The sequence below is a fragment of the Streptomyces profundus genome (assembly GCF_020740535.1).
Classification (GTDB): Bacteria; Actinomycetota; Actinomycetes; order Streptomycetales; family Streptomycetaceae; genus Streptomyces; species Streptomyces profundus.
The window spans coordinates 238,484-256,172 of sequence record NZ_CP082362.1; the positions used below are offsets into that span (position 1 = coordinate 238,484).

The window sequence follows — 17,689 nt, forward strand, 5'->3', positions numbered from 1 at the left end:
CTCAGACCGCGGTGCTCTTGCGGAAGCCGGCCTCGACGTAGTCGGTGAGCGAGCCGACGGTCCGGAAGACGTCGGGGCCCAGCTCGTCCGGGTCGATCTCCAGGCCCACGGTGTCCTCCAGACTCATCAGCAGCTCGATCACGCTGGTGGAGTCGAGGCCGAGGTCGTCGAAGAGGCTCAGCCCGGGGTCGAGCGCGTCGAGCTGCCGGTTCAGTACCGCGGAGAGCGCGGCGCGCAGCTGGTCGACGATCTCCGAACGCTCCATCAGGGGTGCCTTTCGTGGTCGGTCTGGGTGACGAGGAGCTGCGGGCGCAGCAGGTCGTCCGGCTCGTCGCGGCGCCGCACCAGATGGGCACGGCCGCCCTGGACGAGCACCTCGGCCGGGTAGCCGTGGCTGAGGAAGAGGCCGGGTGAGGCGGTGGGGCCGTAGGCACCGGAGTTGAGGACGCCGACGAGGTCCCCCGGGCGCAGCGGCGGCAGCGGCGCCTGCTTGAGCACCGAGTCGTTGGGCGTGCAGAGGGGCCCGGTGACGTTCCAGGGCTCGGGGTCGCCCGCCGGGCGGTCGCCGAGCAGCACGGCGGGGAAGTTCCGCTTCACGAAGGAGCCGATGCCGACGGCCGCCATGTGGTGGTGGGTGCCGCCGTCGGCGATGGCGAAGCGTTCGCCCATGGACTCCTTGACGTACCGCACCCGGACGACGTACACCCCGCAGCGGCCGGCCAGATAGCGCCCGGACTCCATGATCAGCCGGGTCTCCGGGTGGGCGCCGGCGAACTTGTCGAGGAGCGGGTTGATCTGGTCGGCGACGGCGGACGCCGCCAGCTCCCGCTCGCCGTCGAAGTAGGGCACGCCGAGGCCGCCGCCGATGTCCACGGCGTCGAGGCGGATGCCGGTGGCCTCGGCGATCCGCTCGGCCAGGTCGAGGATGTAGCGGGTGTTCTTGCCGACCACCTCGGGGTCGAGGATGCGGGTGCCCATGTAGACGTGGACGCCCGCCACGTCGGCGTGGCGGTACCGGCCCCCCAGGTCGCCGGCGGCCAGCACGCTCTCCTCGTCGATGCCGAACTGCCGGGGCTTGCCGCCCATGGTCAGCCGTGAACCGCTGATCGCCAGCGCCGGGTTGACCCGGAGCAGCACCCGCTGGGTCCTTCCGCGCTCGGCCGCCCGCCGCTCGATCGCGTCGAGTTCGGCGAAGGACTCGCAGACGATGGCGTACACCCCGGCGTCCAGGCAGGCGTCGAGTTCGGCGCCGCTCTTGCCGGGGCCGAGGAAGATGACGTGCTCGGGCGGGGTGCCGGCGGCCAGCGCGGTGCGCAGCTCCACGAGCGAGGAGACCTCGGCGCGGGCACCGCCGGCGGCGAGGGTGGCGTAGACGCTGATGTTGGGGTTGGCCTTCAGCGAGTAGAAGATCTCAAGCGCCGGGTGGAGCGCGGCGCGCAGTCCGGTGACGGCGTCGGTGAGGAGCTCGCCGTCGTAGACGTAGAGCGGGGTGCCGAACTCCTCGGCCAGCTCCTCGTAGGGGATGCCCTGGACTCTCATGACCGGCCCTCCGTCAGTGCGCGCAGGCGCGTCTCGGCTGTGCCGCGCACGGCGAGCGCGGCGTCGGCGCTCTCGGCGACGCAGATCCCGTACAGCCGGCCGTGGAAGCTGCCGGTGTCGGTGGCCGCCGCGTTCAGCGTGGCGAAGTTGTTGATCAGCACCCCTGATCCGCCCGGCGCGCGCAGCAGCAGGTCGCCGAGGGCTTCGGCGACCTCGGGGAAGGAGTGCGCCCGGCCGGGCCGGACCGCGAAGGTGGCCGCGATGGCGTGGTGGCCGGCGGGGATGAAGCGCTCGGCGACGCGGCTCTGGTAGGTGGACATGTTGAACCTGGCGTTGATCTCCAGGCAGGGGTGGAGCGTGCCGTCGTGGCCGAGCATGGCGTCCACGCCCACCATGCCGTGGTAGCCCTCCTCGAAGAGGGCGCCGCCGATCAGCTCGACGGCCTCCCGCAGCTCCCGCTCGGCGGTGGCCGGCAGTTCCACGGGGAAGCGGTGCCCCTGGTGGACGCCGTCCCGCAGCACGGCCGCCTTGACGGTCTCGAACCTGACCTGGCCGCTTCTGCCCACGACCAGCTGGTAGTTGAGGTCCTGGGCGTGCTCGATCCAGGACTCGACGACGAGCCGGGCCGGGGCCGTCGCGCCGCGGCGTTCGATCAGGCGCAGCAGCCGGGCGGCGCCGGCCTCGTCGCGTACCACCACCATGCCGCGCCCGGAGACGCCCAGCGACTCCTTGACCACCACCCGGCCGCCGGCGGCGAGCCGGGAGGTGAGGGCGGCGCGCAGTTCGCCGACGGTCTCGCAGATGTCGCCCGGCACGGCGCGCAGGCCGAGGCGGTCCACCAGGCGGCGGCTGAAGATCTTGCCGTTGACGTGCTTGCACACCTGGGACGAGGGGCCGGCGAGCGGCAGCCCGGTCTCCTTGGCGAGGCGCTCCTCCGCCGGGGAGACGCCGAGCGGCATCAGGAAGGTGCGGCCGTCCGCAAGGCCACGGAGCCGCCGCAGCAGTTCGGGCGAGTCCAGGGCGTCCTCGGTGACGGTGTGCTCCGGCCTGCTCCGCTCGGCGGCGAACACCTGCCCCGCGGCGGCGCCAAGACCGTCGAGATAGGCGGTGAACTCCGTGTCCATGGGGGCTTTGAGCACGACCACGTCACCGGATTCGGCGAGCAGCGCACCCATTTCCTCCATGCGGTTCACCGTGGTTCCGGCGAACGATATTCCGGCGCCCGGGAGTTTCGGTTCGCCGGCCGCCCAACTGCGTTCCACCTCGAAGTTGTTCAGGAAGACGAATCGGGATCCGGCGTCTCCGGTCAGGTCTTTTTTCAGTCGTTCGACGAATTTCATCGGGGTCTCCCGGAGTTCGACGGGGGGCAGGGGCGCAGGGTGTCGGCGACCTCGTGCAGCGGGCGGGCTCCCGCCAGCCGCCGCTCGGTGCCCACCCAGCCCAGGGCGGCGAGTTCGGCCACCACCCTGGGCAGCCGCAGCAGCCGTCCGCCGGCGGCCACATAGCTGTCGTTCGGGCTCACCCGCGCCAGGCCGTTGACCTCGGCGACGGCCCCGACCAGCGCGTCGCACGCGGGCGAGGCGGGGGCGGGCACGGGCGACGCGACGTCGGGGCCCGGCGCTGGCGGTGCGGTGTCGGGGCCGAGGCCGAGGAGCCTGATCGCCTCGCCGACCCGCAGGTCGACGGCCGGGTCGCGGTGCGCCGTCAGCAGCGCCGCGTGACCGCGCAGCATCCGCTCCGTGCCCGCGCGGTCCAGGACCTCGCCGCGCGCCTGGAGGGCGAGGGTGACGCCGTCGGACCACTCGTAGACGCGCAGATACAGGTCCGAGCCGGCGCAGGCCCAGTGGGTCGGGGCGGCGTTCCACACCCACCGCTCCCTGCGGGTGCGGCACGAACGGGGCGCGTTGTCCAGGAAGTTCAGCTCCGTGGCCACCCGCACCGATCGGCCGCGCGCCGCGCTCTCGGCGCCGACGAGCTCGTCGACCCGGTCGAACGGGACATGGCCGTGCTCCATGGCCTCCCGCACCCGGCGGGCGGCGCGGCGCACCACCTCGCCGAACGGCGGGTCGTCGGCGAGGTCGATGGCGCAGAGCAGCGGGTGCGACATGCAGGTCAGCACGGAGGGGAGGGCGCTGGCCTCGCGCTGCCCCGTGTACAGCCGACTGGCCACCCGCCGCCGCCCGGTGGTGGCGGCCAGGGTGACGGCGTAGGCGGCGACGTGGACGGCCGACGGCCACACGCCGTGCCTGGCCGCGACCGCGCGGGAGGCGGCGAGGAGCCGTGGCACGGTGAACGAGGCGCTGTGCGCGGTGGCGTCGGTGGGGTCCCGGCGGGCGGCGTGGATGTCGTCGGGCAGCGCGCGGATCTGCTCCCGCCAGTGCGCGAGGGCGGCGTCGGGCGAGTTGGTCGCCTCGTGGGCGGCGAGGTCGACGGGCTGGTCGGCGACGGGCGGCAGGGCCACGGGGCGGCCGGCGACCCGGGCGGCGAGCAGCGCGTCCAGCTCGGCGCCGAGCCGGTCGAGGGACACATCGTCGAACGCCAGGTGGTTGAAGACCAGGTGGAGCCGGCGCAGCCGGCCGCCTTCGGTGATCAGGCAGGCGCGCAGCGGCCACTCGTCGGCGAGCGCGAACGGCGTCTCGGTCAGCCGGCGCACCTCGGCCGCCGGATCGTCCGTCGTGGCGACCTCGACGACGGGCGGCGGTCCCGGGGGCCGCACCAGCTGCCGGGGCCAGGGCGTGGCGTGCAGGTCGTAGACGGTGCGCAGCACCTCGTGCCGGCGCACCAGATGGGTGAGGGCGGCCCGCACATGGGCGGTGGTGCAGCCGTCGGGCAGGGGGTAGCTGGTCGCGATGTGCGCCTCGTGCCGGGATTCCGGGGGCGCCCCGAGATAGCGCAGCACATGGTGGTGCTGACCCCAGCACAGGTCGGCGCTCCGCACCGATGGCATACGCCCTCCTCCCCGGCCGAACGGCTCGGCGGTCACCACCCGGCGTTCTCCGGTTGGTCCGGTGAATAGTCTCCGATGGGCGGGGATTTCGTCAGCCCGTGTCGGTGACATCAACTGGGCGGCATATTGCTGCCGTTGACAACCGGAATGGGGCGGGCGGAGCCTTTTCCCATTCCGGGGTCGGTGTTATTCGGCCCGGGATGTGTCCGTTCCGTTTCCCCTTTCCAAGGAGAAGTCACATGGCGAAGGTTGCCACCAAGGCCATCGCGCACAAGGCGATCGCCCACAAGGTCATCGCGCACAAGGTCATCGCCGGCAAGGTCGTCGCGACGAAGGTCATCGCCGGCAAGGTCGTGGCCACCAAGGTGATCGCCGCCAAGGCCATCGCCTGATCCCCGGCGGTGGGGCGCCGGGCCCAGGTCCGGCGCCGCACCGCCCATCCCGCGCCACGGAGGAATGCCATGCGAGACGCGATCCTGGCCTGCGAGCACACCGGCCGGACGGAGGGCTTCGCCGCCGGTCTGGCGCTGGCGCTCGACGGCGCGGGTGCGGACGCCGCGCCCGGCCGGCTGGCCGCGCTGCCCAGCGACGCCGTGCCCGCGGGGGCGCCCGTGGTGCCGCACCGGCTCGCCGGGCGCGAGGGCGTGAGCTTCGTGCGCCGCACCGGCCCTCGGAGCCTGGCCGAGTCCGAGGGCACGGCCCTGGCCGCCCGGCTGGCCGCCGCGCGCCTCGGCGTCACCCAGCGCCTGCGGGAGAGGGCCGTCGCCCATCTGGCGACCCGGGTCTCGGGCGGTGAGCCGACCATCCGCAAGCAGTTGGTGCGGGGGGTGCTCGCCGACGCGCTGGTCACCGTCGAGACGGTCCGCCGCACCCTGGTGGTGGCCGGCGACCTGGCGGGGACCGTGGCCGAGTGCCATCACCGACTCTCGGAGCTGGACTGGGAGTTGACCAAACTGCTGGGCGCCTCGGGGTTCGTGGGGCCGCGCGCGGCGAACACCGTCTTCGTCGCCCGGCTGACCGCCAACTGCTGGGTGCCGACGGGGGCGAGAACATGAGGAGACCGCCGGCGGCGCTTCGGGCGCTGCGCGACGGATGTCGTGAACTGGCCCCCGAACTGCGCGAGATCGCGCTGGCCGTGGACGCCGAACCGCATGCGGAGGAGCGGCTGCGCGCCTCCTCGGCGCTCCGCCTGCTGCGGGTCGCCGGCACGCCGCGCCGGCACCGGGCGAGCGAGGTGCCCGGCTGGGCCTCGCCGTTCACCGACAGCTGCCTGGCCAGGGTGGTGGCGAACGTGGAGCTGGCCAGGGGAGACGTCGGGGTGCTGAACGCCTGCGCCGCGCCCTCGCTGGCCGGCCTGACCGTGGACGCGCTCGGCGACCGGGCCCAACAGGACGACTTCTACGGCGCGTTGGCCCGCGACGAGCCCTGGACGTTCTTCGGCATGACGGAGGCCGACCACGGCAGCGACGCCACCGCGCTGGGCAGCCGGCTGACGCCGGACGGCGCGGGCGGCTTCGTGCTGCACGGCGGCAAGCGCTATGTCGCCAACGCGGCGCGCGGCGGGATCGGCGTGGTGTTCGCCAGGACCGGGCCCACGCCGTTGGCCATCCGCGCGGTGGTGCTGCGCCGGCCAGCGCCCGGCTTCACCGGGGCGCCGCTGGAGATGTTGGGCCTGCGGGGCGCCTGCCTGGGGTCGATGGCGTTCGACGGGGTGCAGGTGCGCGGGGAGCAGGTGTTGGGCCGGCATCTGCCGGCGTCCCGGCGCGGCCTGTGGGGCGCCAACCGCGCGTTCGGCGTGGTGCGGATGCAGATCGCCGCGCAGGCGCTGGGCGCCGGCTACGCCATCCGCGACGAGGTGCGCGCGCTGCGCCCCGGCTGGGACGGGCATCTGGCCCTCTCCGCGCGGCTGGACGCCGCCCACGCGCTGCTGCTCGACCTGGCGGCCGAGGCGGACGCCGACCCGGACGACCGGCGGCCCCCCTCGCTCGCGAAGCTGCACACGGCGGCGCTGGCCGTCGAGGTGGGCCGGTGGGCGGAGAGCGCGCTGTCGCCCGGCTCCCTGGTGGAGCACCCGCTGTTGGAGAAGTGGTGCCGCGACGTCATGGCCTTCGAGTTCATGGACGGCACCAGTCACATGCTGCGTCTGGCCGTCGCGCCCGACGCGGCGCCCCGCAGGGAGGGACCATGACCGACACCCGCCGAAGGCCCCCCGCCTGGTCGAGCCGCCCGTACTCCGAACCGGACCGGGAGGCCGTCCTGGCGCTCTTCGAGGAGCCGGACTTCCACTACCGCACCGAACAGCCGGACACCCGGTCCGCCGCCGAGATCCAGCGGCTGCTGGACGACGACACCCAGGTGCTGCTGGCCGACGGCCGGGTGGTCGGCCTGTACGCGCTGAGCGCCGAGGGCGTCGAGCACGGCTGCCACTACCTGCTGACGCTGCGGCTCTCCGGGGCCGTGCCCGAGGCGTGGTGGTCGTCGGCCTACGCCGAGGTGGTCGCCGCCGCCCGTTGGCGGCACGAGATCGTGCGGCTGTCCGTGCGGTTCGCCACCCACGACGAGCGGGGGCTGCGCTCCGCGCGGGCGACGGGCCTCACCGAGGAGGGCATCCTGGCCGGGGTGACGGCGCGGGACGGCGCGCGGCACGGGCGGGTCTACTTCTCCCAGGTCTGGAGCCCGGTCTCATGAGGCTGCGCGGCTATCGCGACCGGGACCGCCCGCTGCTCACCGGCACCTGGCTGCCCGGCGAGCTGCTGGGGCTGCCGCTGCCGAACCGGCCGGCGCTCGCGGCGCCCACCCAGGTGCCGGCGCCCGCGGAGGGGGACGACGAGCTGTGCGTCGTCCCCGATGTCGGCTTCGCGCGGTTCACCGACATCGACTGGGTGAGCCGGCGGGCCAGGCTGGAGATCGGCTGGCACCGCCAGGACACCGAGGGGGTGGACGACCTGCTGACGGCCGCCGTCGCCCACGGGCGGCACCGGCTCAACCTGCGCCGCCTGCACGGCCTGGTGACGCCGCTGGCGGCACCGCCTCGGGCGGTCCTGACCGGGGCGGGCTTCCGCCACGAGGCGACCGTGCCCGAGCACCTGTGGCTGGACGGCCGCGCGGTGAGCCGCGAGATCTGGGGGTGTGTCGACCATGGCTGACCTCGTCCAGCTGAACGGCCCCGACGCCGCCGAGGCGCTGCGCGCGGCCGGCGAGGCGTCCCGAGGCTTCCTGGGCCTGGACCCGGTGGTGCAGAACGACGCGCTGCTGACCAGGGAGTTGGCGCGCCTCGACGGGCGGGTGTTCCGGGTCGGGGACGCCCTGGTGGGCGCCGCGCCCAACCCGGCGCAGCCGAGGCAGGCCCTCGTGGCCTGCACCCACGACGACGAGGCGGCCGTGCGGTCGCTGGTGGAGTTCCTGGTGACCTACCGCAGGAACACGTCCTTCCTGGCCCTGGTGCCCGAGGGCTCCCCCGCGGTGGCGGGGTTCCTGCGCGCCGGCCTCACCGACCGGGGGGTGCTGCGCGACCACCGCTACGCGTCGGGCTCCTACCACGACGTGCGGGTGCTGTTCGGCACCGGAGATCAGAGGACGGGGGACGCGTGTCGTTCGTAAGGGTCAGACACTTCGTCGAGGAGGACATACCGTTCCGCCTCGAACTGCTGCGCGAGTCGAGGTTCCAGGCGAACCTGTCGGACTTCGCGGTGCAGGCCGCCGACGCCGACCTGGTCGCCGACGTGCGGCGCACCATCGCCGAACGCCAGGCCGAGCGGCGGATCTTCACCCTCTGCGGCGCCGGGGACGCGGTGCTCGGCTTCGCCTGGATCACGTCGGTCGACTGGCGCGCCCAGAGCTGCGAGCTGTCCTTCGGGGTGCTGCCCCGCTACCGGGGCGGCCCCGGCGCGCTCGCGGTGCGGGCCGCACACGACCATGTGCGGGCCGAGCTGAACATGCGGGTGGTGATCAACCAGGTGCTGGAGCACAACACCATGCTCCAGTCGGCGGCCACGCTGGCCGCCAGCGGGCAGGTGCGGTCCGCGTTCGACTCCTACACGGTCGGCGAGTGGCGCTCGGCGTGCTACTGGACGCTCACCGAGGAGGACGTCGCCGCCGACCGGGCCGAACGGCTCGCCCGGCGGCGGGAGTTGGCCGAGCGGATCCGCGCCAGGTCGGGGGGCGTCGCATGACGGGCTATCTGCGGTTCCCCGCGCCCTCCCCCGACGGCACGATCTTCACCTGTGAGGACGATCTGTGGTCCGTGCCGCTCGACGGCGGCCGGGCCAGCCGGCTGACGGCAGGACAGGGCGAGGCGACGCGGGCCCGGGTCTCCCCCGACGGCGCGCTGATCGCCTTCGTGGGCACCGACGACGGGCCCACCGAGATCTACGCGATGCCGACGGCCGGCGGCCCGGCCAGCCGGCTCACCTTCCAGGGCGCCCGCTGCGCCACCGTCGGCTGGCACCCCCGCACCGGGGAGATCCTCTACGCCAGCGCGGCCGGGCTGCCGTACGGCTTCGGCCAGCGGCTCTTCGCGGTGGCGCCGGACGGCGGCCCGCCCCGGCTGCTCGGCGGCCCGGCCGACAGCGTCGCCCACGGCCCCGGCGGGCTTGTGGTGCTGGGCCGCAACACGGGCGACCCGGCCCGCTGGAAGCGCTACCGGGGCGGCAGCGCCGGCGAACTGTGGCTCGCCGAGGACGAGTCGGCGCCCACCCGGCCGCTGGTCGAGCTCCCGGGGAACCTCGCCAACCCCTGCTGGGTCGGCGAGCGGGTCTACTTCCTCAGCGACCACGAGGGGCTCGGCCACGTGTACTCCTGCCGCGCCGACGGCACCGAGCTGACCCGGCACACCCACCACCGGGAGCACTACGCGCGCCATCTCGTCGGCGACGGGCGGCGGTTGGTGTACCAGGTCGGGGCCGCGCTCTGGCAGCTGGCGCCCGGCGCATCGGAGGCCGCGCCGATCGATGTCACCCTGCCCAGCCCCCGGGCCCGCACCGCGCGCCGGTTCGTCCCGGCGGGCGAGTACCTGGACGGCGCGCGGCTCGGCCCTGACGGCGCGACGCTGGCCGTGGCCGCCCGGGGGCAGGCGTTCACGCTGGGCCCCTGGTCGGGCCCGGTGCGCCGGCACGGCCGGCCGGCCGGGGTGCGGTACCGGCTGGTCGACTGGCTGGCCGACGGCACACGGCTGGTGGCCGTCGCCTCCGACCAGCGCCCGGACGAGCGCCTGGTGACGCTGTCGGCGGAGGGCGGCGAGGCCGAGACCGAGCTGGTGGCCGGCGGGTTCGGCTGCGTCACCGAGCTGGTCGCCGCCCCCTCGGGCGGCTGGGTGGCGTTCGCCACCAACCGGCAGGAGCTGTGGGTGGTGGACGCCGGGGCCGAACGGCCGGCGCCCCGTCTGGTGGATCGCGCGAGGGCGGACCGGATCGCCGATCTGACCTGGTCGCCGGACAGCCGGTGGCTGGCCTACACCCGCCCGGAGGGCCCGCACCGTTCGGCGATCTCGGTGGCCGAGGCCGGGCCGTGGACGGTCCACCCGGTCACCGAGCCCGTGCTGCGCGACAGCTGCCCCGCGTTCGACCCGCAGGGCCGCTTCCTCTACTTCCTGGGGCAGCGTGACCCGCACCCCGAATACGACCAGGTCAGGTTCGACCTGGGCTTCCCGTTCGGCACCCGGGCGTATGTGGTGGCGCTGCGGGCGGGCGACACCGACCCCTTCGAGGTCGAGAGCCCCACGCGGGCCACCGGCCCCGAGGCCGCGCCGGACGAGGGGACGCCGCCCCGCGTCGAGATCGACCTGCCGGGCCTCGCCGACCGGGTGGCGCCGCTGCCGGTGGCCGAGGGACGGCACGCGGGAGTCATCGGCGTGCCCGGCGGCGCGCTGCTGCTCACCCAGCCGCTGACGCCCCCCGGCGGGGAACGGGTCGAGGGCATGCCGGATGGCACCGTCACCCTGGCCACCTGGTCGGGCCCGGAGGTCACCGAGGAGTGGCTCGGCCCGCTCGACGAGATCGTCGCCTCCGCACGGGGCGAGGTGCTGCTCTGCCGGGCCGCCAGCCGGCTGCGTGTGCTGCGCACCGAGTCCGTCGCCCAGGTCACCGCCGAACACCCGGGGCTCGACGCGCCTCCCGGTTCCCGTACCGGCTGGGTGGACTTGGACCGGATCAGGGTGCCGCTGCGCCCCGAGGGCGAGTGGCGGCAGATGTTCCGCGAGGCGTGGCGGCTCCAGCGGGAGTCCTTCTGGGACGCGGACATGGCCGGCGTCGACTGGGACGCGATGTACCAGCGCTACGCGCCGCTGGCCGAACGGGTCGCCTGCCGCTCGGAGTTGTCCGATCTGATCTGGGAGCTCCAGGGCGAGCTCGGCACCTCGCACGCCTACGAGCAGGGCGGCGAGTACCCGGGGCGGCAGGCACAGGGCCAGGGTTTCCTCGGGGTGGACTGGGCCGAGCCCGCCCAGAACGCCGAGCCCGCCGAGAACGCCGAGCCCGCCGAGAACGCGGCGGGCGGCGGCTGGCGGGTCGCCCGGGTGCTGCGCGGCGACCCGTGGAACCCGAAGGCCACCTCGCCGTGCCGCCGGCTCGGCGTGGACGTGCGGGCCGGCGACGAGCTGACCGCCGTGGACGGCCAGCCGGTCGGCCCGGCCGGCCCCGGCGAGCTGCTGGTGGGGCAGGCCGGCCGGGAGGTGGAGCTGACCCTGCGGCGCGGCACGGAACCGGCGCGCCGGTTCGCCGTGGTGGCGGCCGAGAGCGAGGACCGGGCGCGCTACCTGGACTGGGTGGCGGCCAACCGGGCCGCGGTGCGGGCGCTCTCCGGCGGCCGGCTCGGCTATCTGCACGTACCGGACATGCTGGCGGGCGGCTACGGCGACTTCGTCCGCGGCTTCCTCGGCGAACTCGCCCACGAGGGCCTGGTGGTGGACGTGCGCTACAACACCGGCGGCCACGCCTCGCCGCTGCTGCTCGACCTGCTGGCCCGACGCGGCGGAGGCGAGCAGCGGGGACGGCGCGCCGGCACGGTCAGCCACCCGGCGGAGGTGGTGGCGGGCCCTCTGGCGCTGCTGGTGAACGAACACACCGGATCGGACGGCGAGATCTTCGCGCACGGCTTCCGCCAGTTGGGCCTGGGGCGGCTGGTCGGCCGCCGCACCTGGGGCGGGGTGGTCGCGACCTGGCCGCGTCATGTGCTGGCGGACGGGACGGTCACGACCCAACCCGAGTTCCGGTTCTATCTGAACGGGGTGGGCGACCTGTTGGAGAACCGGGGCGTCGAACCCGACCTGCCGGTGGACCGGCCGCCCCGTCTGGAGTGGCCCGCCGAGGACGCGCAACTCCACGCCGCCGTGCGGCTGTTGCTCGACGAGCTGGCGACGGGCGCCGAGGTCCGCACCCTGCTGGACGGGGTCGCGGTCGGCGAGCGGCGGACGGCGCGGTGATCCCGGCGCCGGGCGAGTGCCACCTGTGGCTGGTCCCGGTGCGCGACCGACCTGGGTGGCTGCGGCTGCTGGACCCGGCCGAGCGGGAGCGCGCCGACCGGCTGGCCGGCACCCGGGCGGCCGAGGTGCTGGTGACGTCCCGGGCGGCGCAGCGGCTGATCGGCGCGCGCTATCTGGGCGTGCCGCCCGGGGCGGTGCGCACCGACCGGCGGTGCCGGCACTGCGGTGCCGAGGGGCACGGCCCGCCGCGCTTCGTGGGCCGGCCCGATGTGGTGCACGCCGTGTCGCACACCGAGAGTTGGCTGCTGGTCGCCGTGACGGGGGGCGCGCCGGTCGGCGTGGACCTGGAGGAGCTGACGGAGCCGGGGGACCCGGCGGCGCTGGCCAGGACGGTGCTGACGCCCGCCGAGCTGCGGCGGTTCGGCGCACTGCCGGACGCCGAGCGGACCGGGTGGCTGCGCTCCAGGTGGACCAGGAAGGAGGCCGCGATGAAGCTGACCGGCCTCGGCCTGCGCGCCAGCCCCCGGCTGCTGGACGTCACGGGGCCCCTGGCGGTGGCCGACGGGATCGCCGGCTGGCCGGCCGACCCGGTGCTCCTCCACGATCTGTCGCTGCCGGCCGGCCATGTCGGCACCCTGGCGACCACCGGTCCGGTCACCGCGCTCCACCGCCTCTCCCTCTCCGACCGGGTACCCACCCGGCACGTCGCCCGACGCTGAACGGACGACGCGGCGGAAGAGCTCGCCGACTCGGCGCCTGCCGGGTGGGGTGCCGGGCGGAGCCGGCACCCCACCCCGGTCAGGACGCCGCGGTGCGGGTGAGGTGGCCGGCCAGCTGCCAGGTGCGGAGGCGCTCGCGGTCGGAGCGGAGGCCCGTCTGGGTGAACACGACCTCGGTCGCCCCCGCGTCGAGGTAGCGGCGGACACCGGCGGCCACCGTGTTCTCGTCACCCACCAGGGCCAGTTCCACCGGGTGCGCGACGCCCTCGGCGGCCACCACCCGCTGGTAGGAGGGGATGTTCGCGTAGGCGGCGAGCCGGACTGCGGCGATCTGCCGGGCCACGTCGGGGTCGTCGGTGACGACGGCGGGGACGGCGGCGACGATCCGCGGGGCGGGCCGGCCGACGGCCTGGGCCGACCTGGTCAGGGTCGGCACGATCCGTTCGGCCAGGGTGCGAGGGCCGGCCAGGAACGGGAGGGTGCCGTCGGCCAGTTCGCCCGTGACACGGAGCGCCTGCGGGCCCATCGCGGCGACCAGCAGGGGCACGGAGTGCCCGCCGGCCACGGCCGTCGGCAGCGGCGGGCGCGCGGTGACGCTGCTCCCGGCGAACGAGGGCCGTTCGCCGTCGAGCACCTGCCGGAGCACGGTGAGTGCCTCCCGCAGATGCCCGATCGGCGGCGGGTAGGGCGTGCCGTAGGCGGGTTCGAGCAGGGCCCGCACGCCCGTGCCGACGCCCAGGGTGAAGCGGCCCCGGGTCGCCGCCTGGGCGGTCCCCGCCGAAGCGGCCAGGTTCAGCGGGTGCCGTGGGTAGAGCGGCACGACCTGGGTGCCCACGTCCACCTCGGGGACCTCGCGTCCGACCACGGCCGCCAGGGTGATCGCGTCGTGGTCGAAGAGCTGACTGAACCAGAGCGACCTCACTCCGGCCCGCGCCAACTGACGTGCCTGGGAGACGAGTTCGTCCACGGTGTTGCCCGCCGCCGGATTCTCTCCGGCTGGCAGGGCGATGCCGACGGTCACAGCAGGGGTTCCTTTCTGATGAGGGCCGGCTGGCCGACGGGCGGCCGGCGCGGTTCGAACAGGCCGGGTGGCCGGCTCTTGCGGAGCGGGACCCGCGCCTCGCCGCCGCCCCTGGCCTGCGGCCCGCGGGCGAGCAGGCGGTGCAGGGCGCTCTCGCCCACGGTGTCGCCGGCGCCCCTGGCCCCGCGGAGCGCGCCCTCGGCGGCCTCCCGCCACTCGGCCGTGCGGCGCGCCTCGTCCGTGGCGCCGGCGGCGACCACCAACTCCCAGCAGGGGCCGGGTTCGTGGGCGGACTCGGCCAGCCGGGCGAAGGCCAGCAGTTCGGCGCGTGCCTCGGCGCCCCAGCGCTCGGGCGAGGCGAGCAGCGCGTCCACCACCCCGGCCGGCAGTGCCCAGCGCGCGACCCGGCCCGGCGGGAGCTGGGGCCGGTGCATGCGCCTGGCCGCCTCGTCGGCGAGGGTGAGCCAGCCGCCGAACACCCGGCGCAGCGTGGCGGCCCGCTCCGCGCGGGTCTCCCGCAGCCCGACCAGCTCGCGCGCCAGCACCCGTTCGAGCGGCGGCAGCCGGTAGCGGGTGGCGGCGCCGTGGCCGTCGACGACCTCGACCAGCCGGGCGTCGACCAGCGCCTCCAACATCTCGGCCGCCGGGCCCGGCGCGTCGTCGAGCAGCGGCCCCGCCATCCAGCCGGGGCAGGTACCGGCCGGCAGCAGGCCGAGCCGGCCGAACAGCCGGCGCGCCGGCACCGGCAGCTGGTCGAGATCCCGGCGCAGGCTGGCACGCAGGTCAACGCCGTGGCAGCCCAACTGGTCCAGGCGGGTGGGGTCCTCGCGCAGGCCGGTGAGCAGGTCGGCGAGGCGCCAGTGCGGGCGGGCGGCGATCCTGGCGGCGGCTCCGGCCAGGGCCAGGGGGAGCCCGCCGCACAGCTCGACCAGCCGCCCGGCCGCCTCGTCCTCGACGCGGGTCCGCTCGGCCCCCAGCAGCCAGGACAGCAGCCGCACCCCGTCCGCCACGTCCAGGGCGGGGATCTCGTGGCGGACCGCGCCGGCCGGCGCCAGGCCCCGGCGGCGGGTGGTGACCAGCAGCGGGCAGCGGGGGTCCCCGGGCAGCAGCGGCCTCAGCTGGGACTCGTCCACCGCGTCCTCCAGCAGGATCAGCACCCGGCGGCCGGCCAGCGCGCTGCGGTAGAGGGCGGCCCTGGCCTCCAGGTCGGGGGGGATCTCGGCGACGGAGTGGCCGAGGCCCCGCAGAAAGCGTTCCAGCACGTCGCCGATGTCCTGGGGGCGGCCCGCGCGGTCCGTCAGCCGGGCGTAGAGCTGTCCGTCGGGGAAGGCGCCCGCGACGGCGTGGGCTGCCTCGACGGCGAGGTGCGACATGCCGACGCCGGCGCGCCCGGTGAGCACCGCGACGGAGACGCCGGCCGTCTCGGGGACGGCGAGCAACTGCCGCCGCAGCCGGTCGAGTCGCTCGCCGTGGCAGGCCGTCCCCTGCGGGCGGGCCGGCAGCATCCTGGGCACGGGAGGGGTGACGCCGCCGGCGGCCGGCGCGGGGGGTCCCGGCTCGGCCCGGTCGGCGAGGATGTCCTGGTGGAGCTGACGCAGCGCCAGGCTGGGCTCAAGCCCCAGCTCGGCGACGAGCACCGCGCGTAGAGAACGGTAGGCGGCCAGCGCCTCGACCCGCCGGTCCGACCGGTAGAGCGCGGTCATCAGCTGCCCCACCAGCCGCTCCCGCAGGGGGTGTTCGGCGACGGCGACGGCCAACTCGCCGATGCTCTCCCGGTGCAGGCCCAGGCGGAGTTCGGCCTCGACGCACTCCTCGACGGCGGCGACCCTGCGCTCGGCGATCCGCGCCCGGTGCTCCCCCACCAGCCGGCTGTCCACGCCGGCGACCGGCTCGCCGCGCCACAGCGCCAGCGCCTCCCGGAAGGCGCGGCGGGCGCGGTGCGCGTCGCGGGCCGCGCCCGCCGCCCGGCCGCGCGCCACCAGCTCCTCGAAGACGGCGAGGTCCAGCTCGCCGGGACCGACCTCGACGACATAGCCGGCGCCCCTGGTCCTGATGCGCTCGCCGAGGCCGGCGCGCTCCAGCAGCCGGCGGAGCGCCGACACCGCGGTCTGCACCTGGGCCCTCGCGGTCGCCGGCGGCTCCCCGTCCCAGAGCCCGTCCACCAGCCCGTCCAACGTCACCAGCCGGTTGGCGTTGAGCAACAGCAGGGCGAGAACGACCTGTTGGCGGCGCGCGGTCACCAGCACCTGCTCGGTGCCGTGCACCTGGAGCAGGCCGAGAATCCGGAAGCGCGGTGCCGGGGACGGGCCGTCCGGCGGTGCCTGGGCCTCCCCGAACGGGTCGGCGCCGGACGAATGGATGCCTCGTGGGTCGAGCGTGCGCACGTGTACCCCTTGGTATGGACGGTGGTGGTCCGAATGGTCGGTCCGGACCAGGCCGGATGGTGGCTCAGACCAGGACCTCGGCCGGGTCCGGGTGGCCGAGGAAGCCGTTGGGCGAGGCGGTCAGCCCGTAGGCGCCGGCCTGGAAGACGGCGATGAGGTCGCCGACCTCGGCCCTGGGCAGGGCGACCCGGTCCCCCAGCACGTCGAGCGGCGTGCACAGGCAGCCGACGACGCTGACGACCTCGGGCTCCCCCGTGTCCGGGCCTGCCGCCCGGTGGGCGAGCGTGATCGGGTAGTTGCGGCGGATCACCTGCCCGAAGTTCCCCGAGGCGGCGAGCTGGTGGTGCAGGCCGCCGTCCACCACCAGGAAGGTGGTGCCGCGCGACTCCTTGCGGTCCACCACGCGGGTCAGATAGACGCCGGCCTCGCCGACCAGATAGCGGCCCAGCTCCACCACCACCCGCGCCTGGGGCTGGTGCGGCCTGACCCGCTGGGCCATCAGCTCCCCCAGACGCGCCCCGACCTCGGCCAGGTCGAGCGGGGTGTCCCTGGGCGCGTAGGGGATGCCGAAGCCGCCGCCGAGGTTCAGGTAGCGCAGCGGGCCCGGCAGCGACTCGCTGAGCCGCAGGACCAGTTCGACGGTGGCGCGCTGGGCGTCGCGCAGGCTGTCGGCCCTGAGGTTCTGCGAGCCGGCGAAGACGTGGAACCCCAGCGGGTCGAGCCCGGCCGCCGCCGCCTCGGCGAGGAGCTCGGGGACCCGTTCCGCGTCCACGCCGAACTGCTGCGGGCCGCCGCCGAGGCGCATCCCGGCGCCCTTGACGGTGAAGTCCGGGTTGACGCGCAGCGCGACCCTGGCGGGCAGGGCGAGCCGTTCGGCGACGTCCCGCACCCGGGCCAGCTCGGTGGCCGACTCCAGTTCGACGGTGACGCCGGCGGCGACCGCGCGGCGCAGCTCGGCGGTGCTCTTGCCCGGGCCGGCGAAGCTGACCCGGGTGGGCGGCATCCCGGTGTCCAGGGCGCGCGCCAACTCGCCGCCCGAGGCGATGTCGAACCCGTCGACCAGGCCGGCCATATGGTGCAGCACGGCGGGCATCGGATTGGCCTTGACCGCGTAGCTGAGCCGGACGTCGTCGGGCAGCGCGGCCCTGACGGCGGCCACGCGCCGGGTGATCAGCTCCCGGTCGTAGGCGAAGAACGGCGTGCCGCCGACCCTTTCGGCCAGCCGCTCGGCGGGAACTCCGCCGATCTCAAGCCCTTCTCCGGCCCGCTCGAAAAGCGTGTCGCCGAGCGTGCCGCCCGACACCGTGATGACCACCTGTGCTCCCCCTCATCGCCCGTCGGGCGCTTCGCTCCGGGTCCCGTCCGGAGGCTTCCGGCCCGCCCCTCACGGACGGGCGGAAGCATCCGTGAGCACGCTTTCAAGCGTCACCCCCACTCCACATGGGGGGGCGCTCCCCATATTCCCGAGAATCCCCGGCCAAGCTCCCCCATGTCTCCGAACGTTGCCGGGTAGCCGCAGGTCAGACGCTCGCGCCGTGGGGGGTTCGACGCCGATGGCAGCTTCCTGACCAGCGTTTCCTGTCAGCGGGCGGCGCCCTGGATCTTCTTGACTGCCCATCGGCGAGCGCACAGGATCGGTCTTCGTCCGGCCGGTGCGACCGG

16 protein-coding genes are annotated in these 17,689 nt (G+C 75.3%); 9 read left to right on the forward strand and 7 right to left on the reverse strand.

The features are described from left to right. Position 1: 1 nt before the first annotated feature. The 4 genes from K4G22_RS01070 to K4G22_RS01085 are packed head-to-tail and all read right to left on the reverse strand — an operon-like array spanning position 2 to position 4,486. On the reverse strand, positions 2-265 hold the full coding sequence (locus K4G22_RS01070; protein ID WP_228077681.1) for an acyl carrier protein: 264 nt from the start codon (positions 263-265) through the stop codon (positions 2-4). Continuing rightward, positions 265-1,539: a type III PLP-dependent enzyme gene (locus tag K4G22_RS01075; protein ID WP_228077682.1), complete on the reverse strand. Its 1,275-nt coding sequence runs from the start codon at positions 1,537-1,539 to the stop codon at positions 265-267. Before K4G22_RS01075 ends, K4G22_RS01070 begins: the two co-directional genes overlap by 1 nt. Continuing rightward, positions 1,536-2,879, reverse strand: a complete 1,344-nt coding sequence (locus K4G22_RS01080; protein WP_228077683.1) for a preATP grasp domain-containing protein — start codon at positions 2,877-2,879, stop codon at positions 1,536-1,538. Before K4G22_RS01080 ends, K4G22_RS01075 begins: the two co-directional genes overlap by 4 nt. After that, positions 2,876-4,486 (reverse strand): condensation domain-containing protein, encoded by a 1,611-nt coding sequence (locus tag K4G22_RS01085; protein ID WP_228077684.1) that lies wholly within the window; start codon positions 4,484-4,486, stop codon positions 2,876-2,878. The genes K4G22_RS01080 and K4G22_RS01085 overlap by 4 nt, the downstream gene beginning before the upstream one ends. A gap of 239 nt (positions 4,487-4,725) precedes the next feature. Between K4G22_RS01085 and K4G22_RS01090 the strand changes: the two genes are divergently transcribed. From K4G22_RS01090 to K4G22_RS01130, 9 genes are all read left to right on the forward strand, one after another. Then, positions 4,726-4,878 (forward strand): hypothetical protein, encoded by a 153-nt coding sequence (locus K4G22_RS01090; RefSeq protein WP_228077685.1) that lies wholly within the window; start codon positions 4,726-4,728, stop codon positions 4,876-4,878. 69 nt (positions 4,879-4,947) lie between these two features. Next, positions 4,948-5,541 (forward strand): acyl-CoA dehydrogenase family protein, encoded by a 594-nt coding sequence (locus K4G22_RS01095; RefSeq protein WP_228077686.1) that lies wholly within the window; start codon positions 4,948-4,950, stop codon positions 5,539-5,541. After that, positions 5,538-6,674 carry an acyl-CoA dehydrogenase family protein gene (locus K4G22_RS01100; protein ID WP_228077687.1) on the forward strand — a complete coding sequence of 379 codons (1,137 nt, stop codon included), beginning with the start codon at positions 5,538-5,540 and terminating at the stop codon, positions 6,672-6,674. Before K4G22_RS01095 ends, K4G22_RS01100 begins: the two co-directional genes overlap by 4 nt. Continuing rightward, complete coding sequence (locus K4G22_RS01105) at positions 6,671-7,174, forward strand: hypothetical protein (protein WP_228077688.1); 504 nt, start codon at positions 6,671-6,673, stop codon at positions 7,172-7,174. The genes K4G22_RS01100 and K4G22_RS01105 overlap by 4 nt, the downstream gene beginning before the upstream one ends. Next, on the forward strand, positions 7,171-7,632 hold the full coding sequence (locus tag K4G22_RS01110; RefSeq protein ID WP_228077689.1) for a GNAT family N-acetyltransferase: 462 nt from the start codon (positions 7,171-7,173) through the stop codon (positions 7,630-7,632). Before K4G22_RS01105 ends, K4G22_RS01110 begins: the two co-directional genes overlap by 4 nt. Beyond that, positions 7,625-8,086 (forward strand): hypothetical protein, encoded by a 462-nt coding sequence (locus tag K4G22_RS01115; RefSeq protein ID WP_228077690.1) that lies wholly within the window; start codon positions 7,625-7,627, stop codon positions 8,084-8,086. Before K4G22_RS01110 ends, K4G22_RS01115 begins: the two co-directional genes overlap by 8 nt. Next, positions 8,074-8,658: a GNAT family N-acetyltransferase gene (locus K4G22_RS01120; protein WP_228077691.1), complete on the forward strand. Its 585-nt coding sequence runs from the start codon at positions 8,074-8,076 to the stop codon at positions 8,656-8,658. The genes K4G22_RS01115 and K4G22_RS01120 overlap by 13 nt, the downstream gene beginning before the upstream one ends. Continuing rightward, a complete protein-coding gene (locus tag K4G22_RS01125) occupies positions 8,655-11,903 on the forward strand; it encodes a S41 family peptidase (RefSeq protein ID WP_228077692.1) in 3,249 nt (1,082 codons plus the stop codon). The genes K4G22_RS01120 and K4G22_RS01125 overlap by 4 nt, the downstream gene beginning before the upstream one ends. Continuing rightward, a complete protein-coding gene (locus tag K4G22_RS01130; protein ID WP_228077693.1) occupies positions 11,900-12,622 on the forward strand; it encodes a 4'-phosphopantetheinyl transferase family protein in 723 nt (240 codons plus the stop codon). Before K4G22_RS01125 ends, K4G22_RS01130 begins: the two co-directional genes overlap by 4 nt. A gap of 79 nt (positions 12,623-12,701) precedes the next feature. Here K4G22_RS01130 and K4G22_RS01135 read toward each other — a convergent pair whose 3' ends face one another. From K4G22_RS01135 to K4G22_RS01145, 3 genes are all read right to left on the reverse strand, one after another. Beyond that, positions 12,702-13,643, reverse strand: a complete 942-nt coding sequence (locus tag K4G22_RS01135) for a TIGR03564 family F420-dependent LLM class oxidoreductase (protein ID WP_228077694.1) — start codon at positions 13,641-13,643, stop codon at positions 12,702-12,704. Then, the gene (locus K4G22_RS01140; protein ID WP_228077695.1) at positions 13,640-16,027 is read right to left on the reverse strand and encodes an AfsR/SARP family transcriptional regulator; all 2,388 of its coding nucleotides are present in this window, start codon (positions 16,025-16,027) and stop codon (positions 13,640-13,642) included. Before K4G22_RS01140 ends, K4G22_RS01135 begins: the two co-directional genes overlap by 4 nt. A 64-nt stretch (positions 16,028-16,091) precedes the next feature. Further along, positions 16,092-17,342: a pyridoxal-dependent decarboxylase, exosortase A system-associated gene (locus K4G22_RS01145; RefSeq protein ID WP_228077696.1), complete on the reverse strand. Its 1,251-nt coding sequence runs from the start codon at positions 17,340-17,342 to the stop codon at positions 16,092-16,094. Between the last annotated feature and the right edge of the window lie 347 nt (positions 17,343-17,689).

Coding starts and splice junctions, on each gene's coding strand:
- K4G22_RS01070 (WP_228077681.1), bottom strand. CDS start 265: ATGGAGCGTTCGGAGATCGTCGACCAGCTGCGCGCCGCGCTCTCCGCG.
- K4G22_RS01075 (WP_228077682.1), bottom strand. CDS start 1,539: ATGAGAGTCCAGGGCATCCCCTACGAGGAGCTGGCCGAGGAGTTCGGC.
- K4G22_RS01080 (WP_228077683.1), bottom strand. CDS start 2,879: ATGAAATTCGTCGAACGACTGAAAAAAGACCTGACCGGAGACGCCGGA.
- K4G22_RS01085 (WP_228077684.1), bottom strand. CDS start 4,486: ATGCCATCGGTGCGGAGCGCCGACCTGTGCTGGGGTCAGCACCACCAT.
- K4G22_RS01090 (WP_228077685.1), top strand. CDS start 4,726: ATGGCGAAGGTTGCCACCAAGGCCATCGCGCACAAGGCGATCGCCCAC.
- K4G22_RS01095 (WP_228077686.1), top strand. CDS start 4,948: ATGCGAGACGCGATCCTGGCCTGCGAGCACACCGGCCGGACGGAGGGC.
- K4G22_RS01100 (WP_228077687.1), top strand. CDS start 5,538: ATGAGGAGACCGCCGGCGGCGCTTCGGGCGCTGCGCGACGGATGTCGT.
- K4G22_RS01105 (WP_228077688.1), top strand. CDS start 6,671: ATGACCGACACCCGCCGAAGGCCCCCCGCCTGGTCGAGCCGCCCGTAC.
- K4G22_RS01110 (WP_228077689.1), top strand. CDS start 7,171: ATGAGGCTGCGCGGCTATCGCGACCGGGACCGCCCGCTGCTCACCGGC.
- K4G22_RS01115 (WP_228077690.1), top strand. CDS start 7,625: ATGGCTGACCTCGTCCAGCTGAACGGCCCCGACGCCGCCGAGGCGCTG.
- K4G22_RS01125 (WP_228077692.1), top strand. CDS start 8,655: ATGACGGGCTATCTGCGGTTCCCCGCGCCCTCCCCCGACGGCACGATC.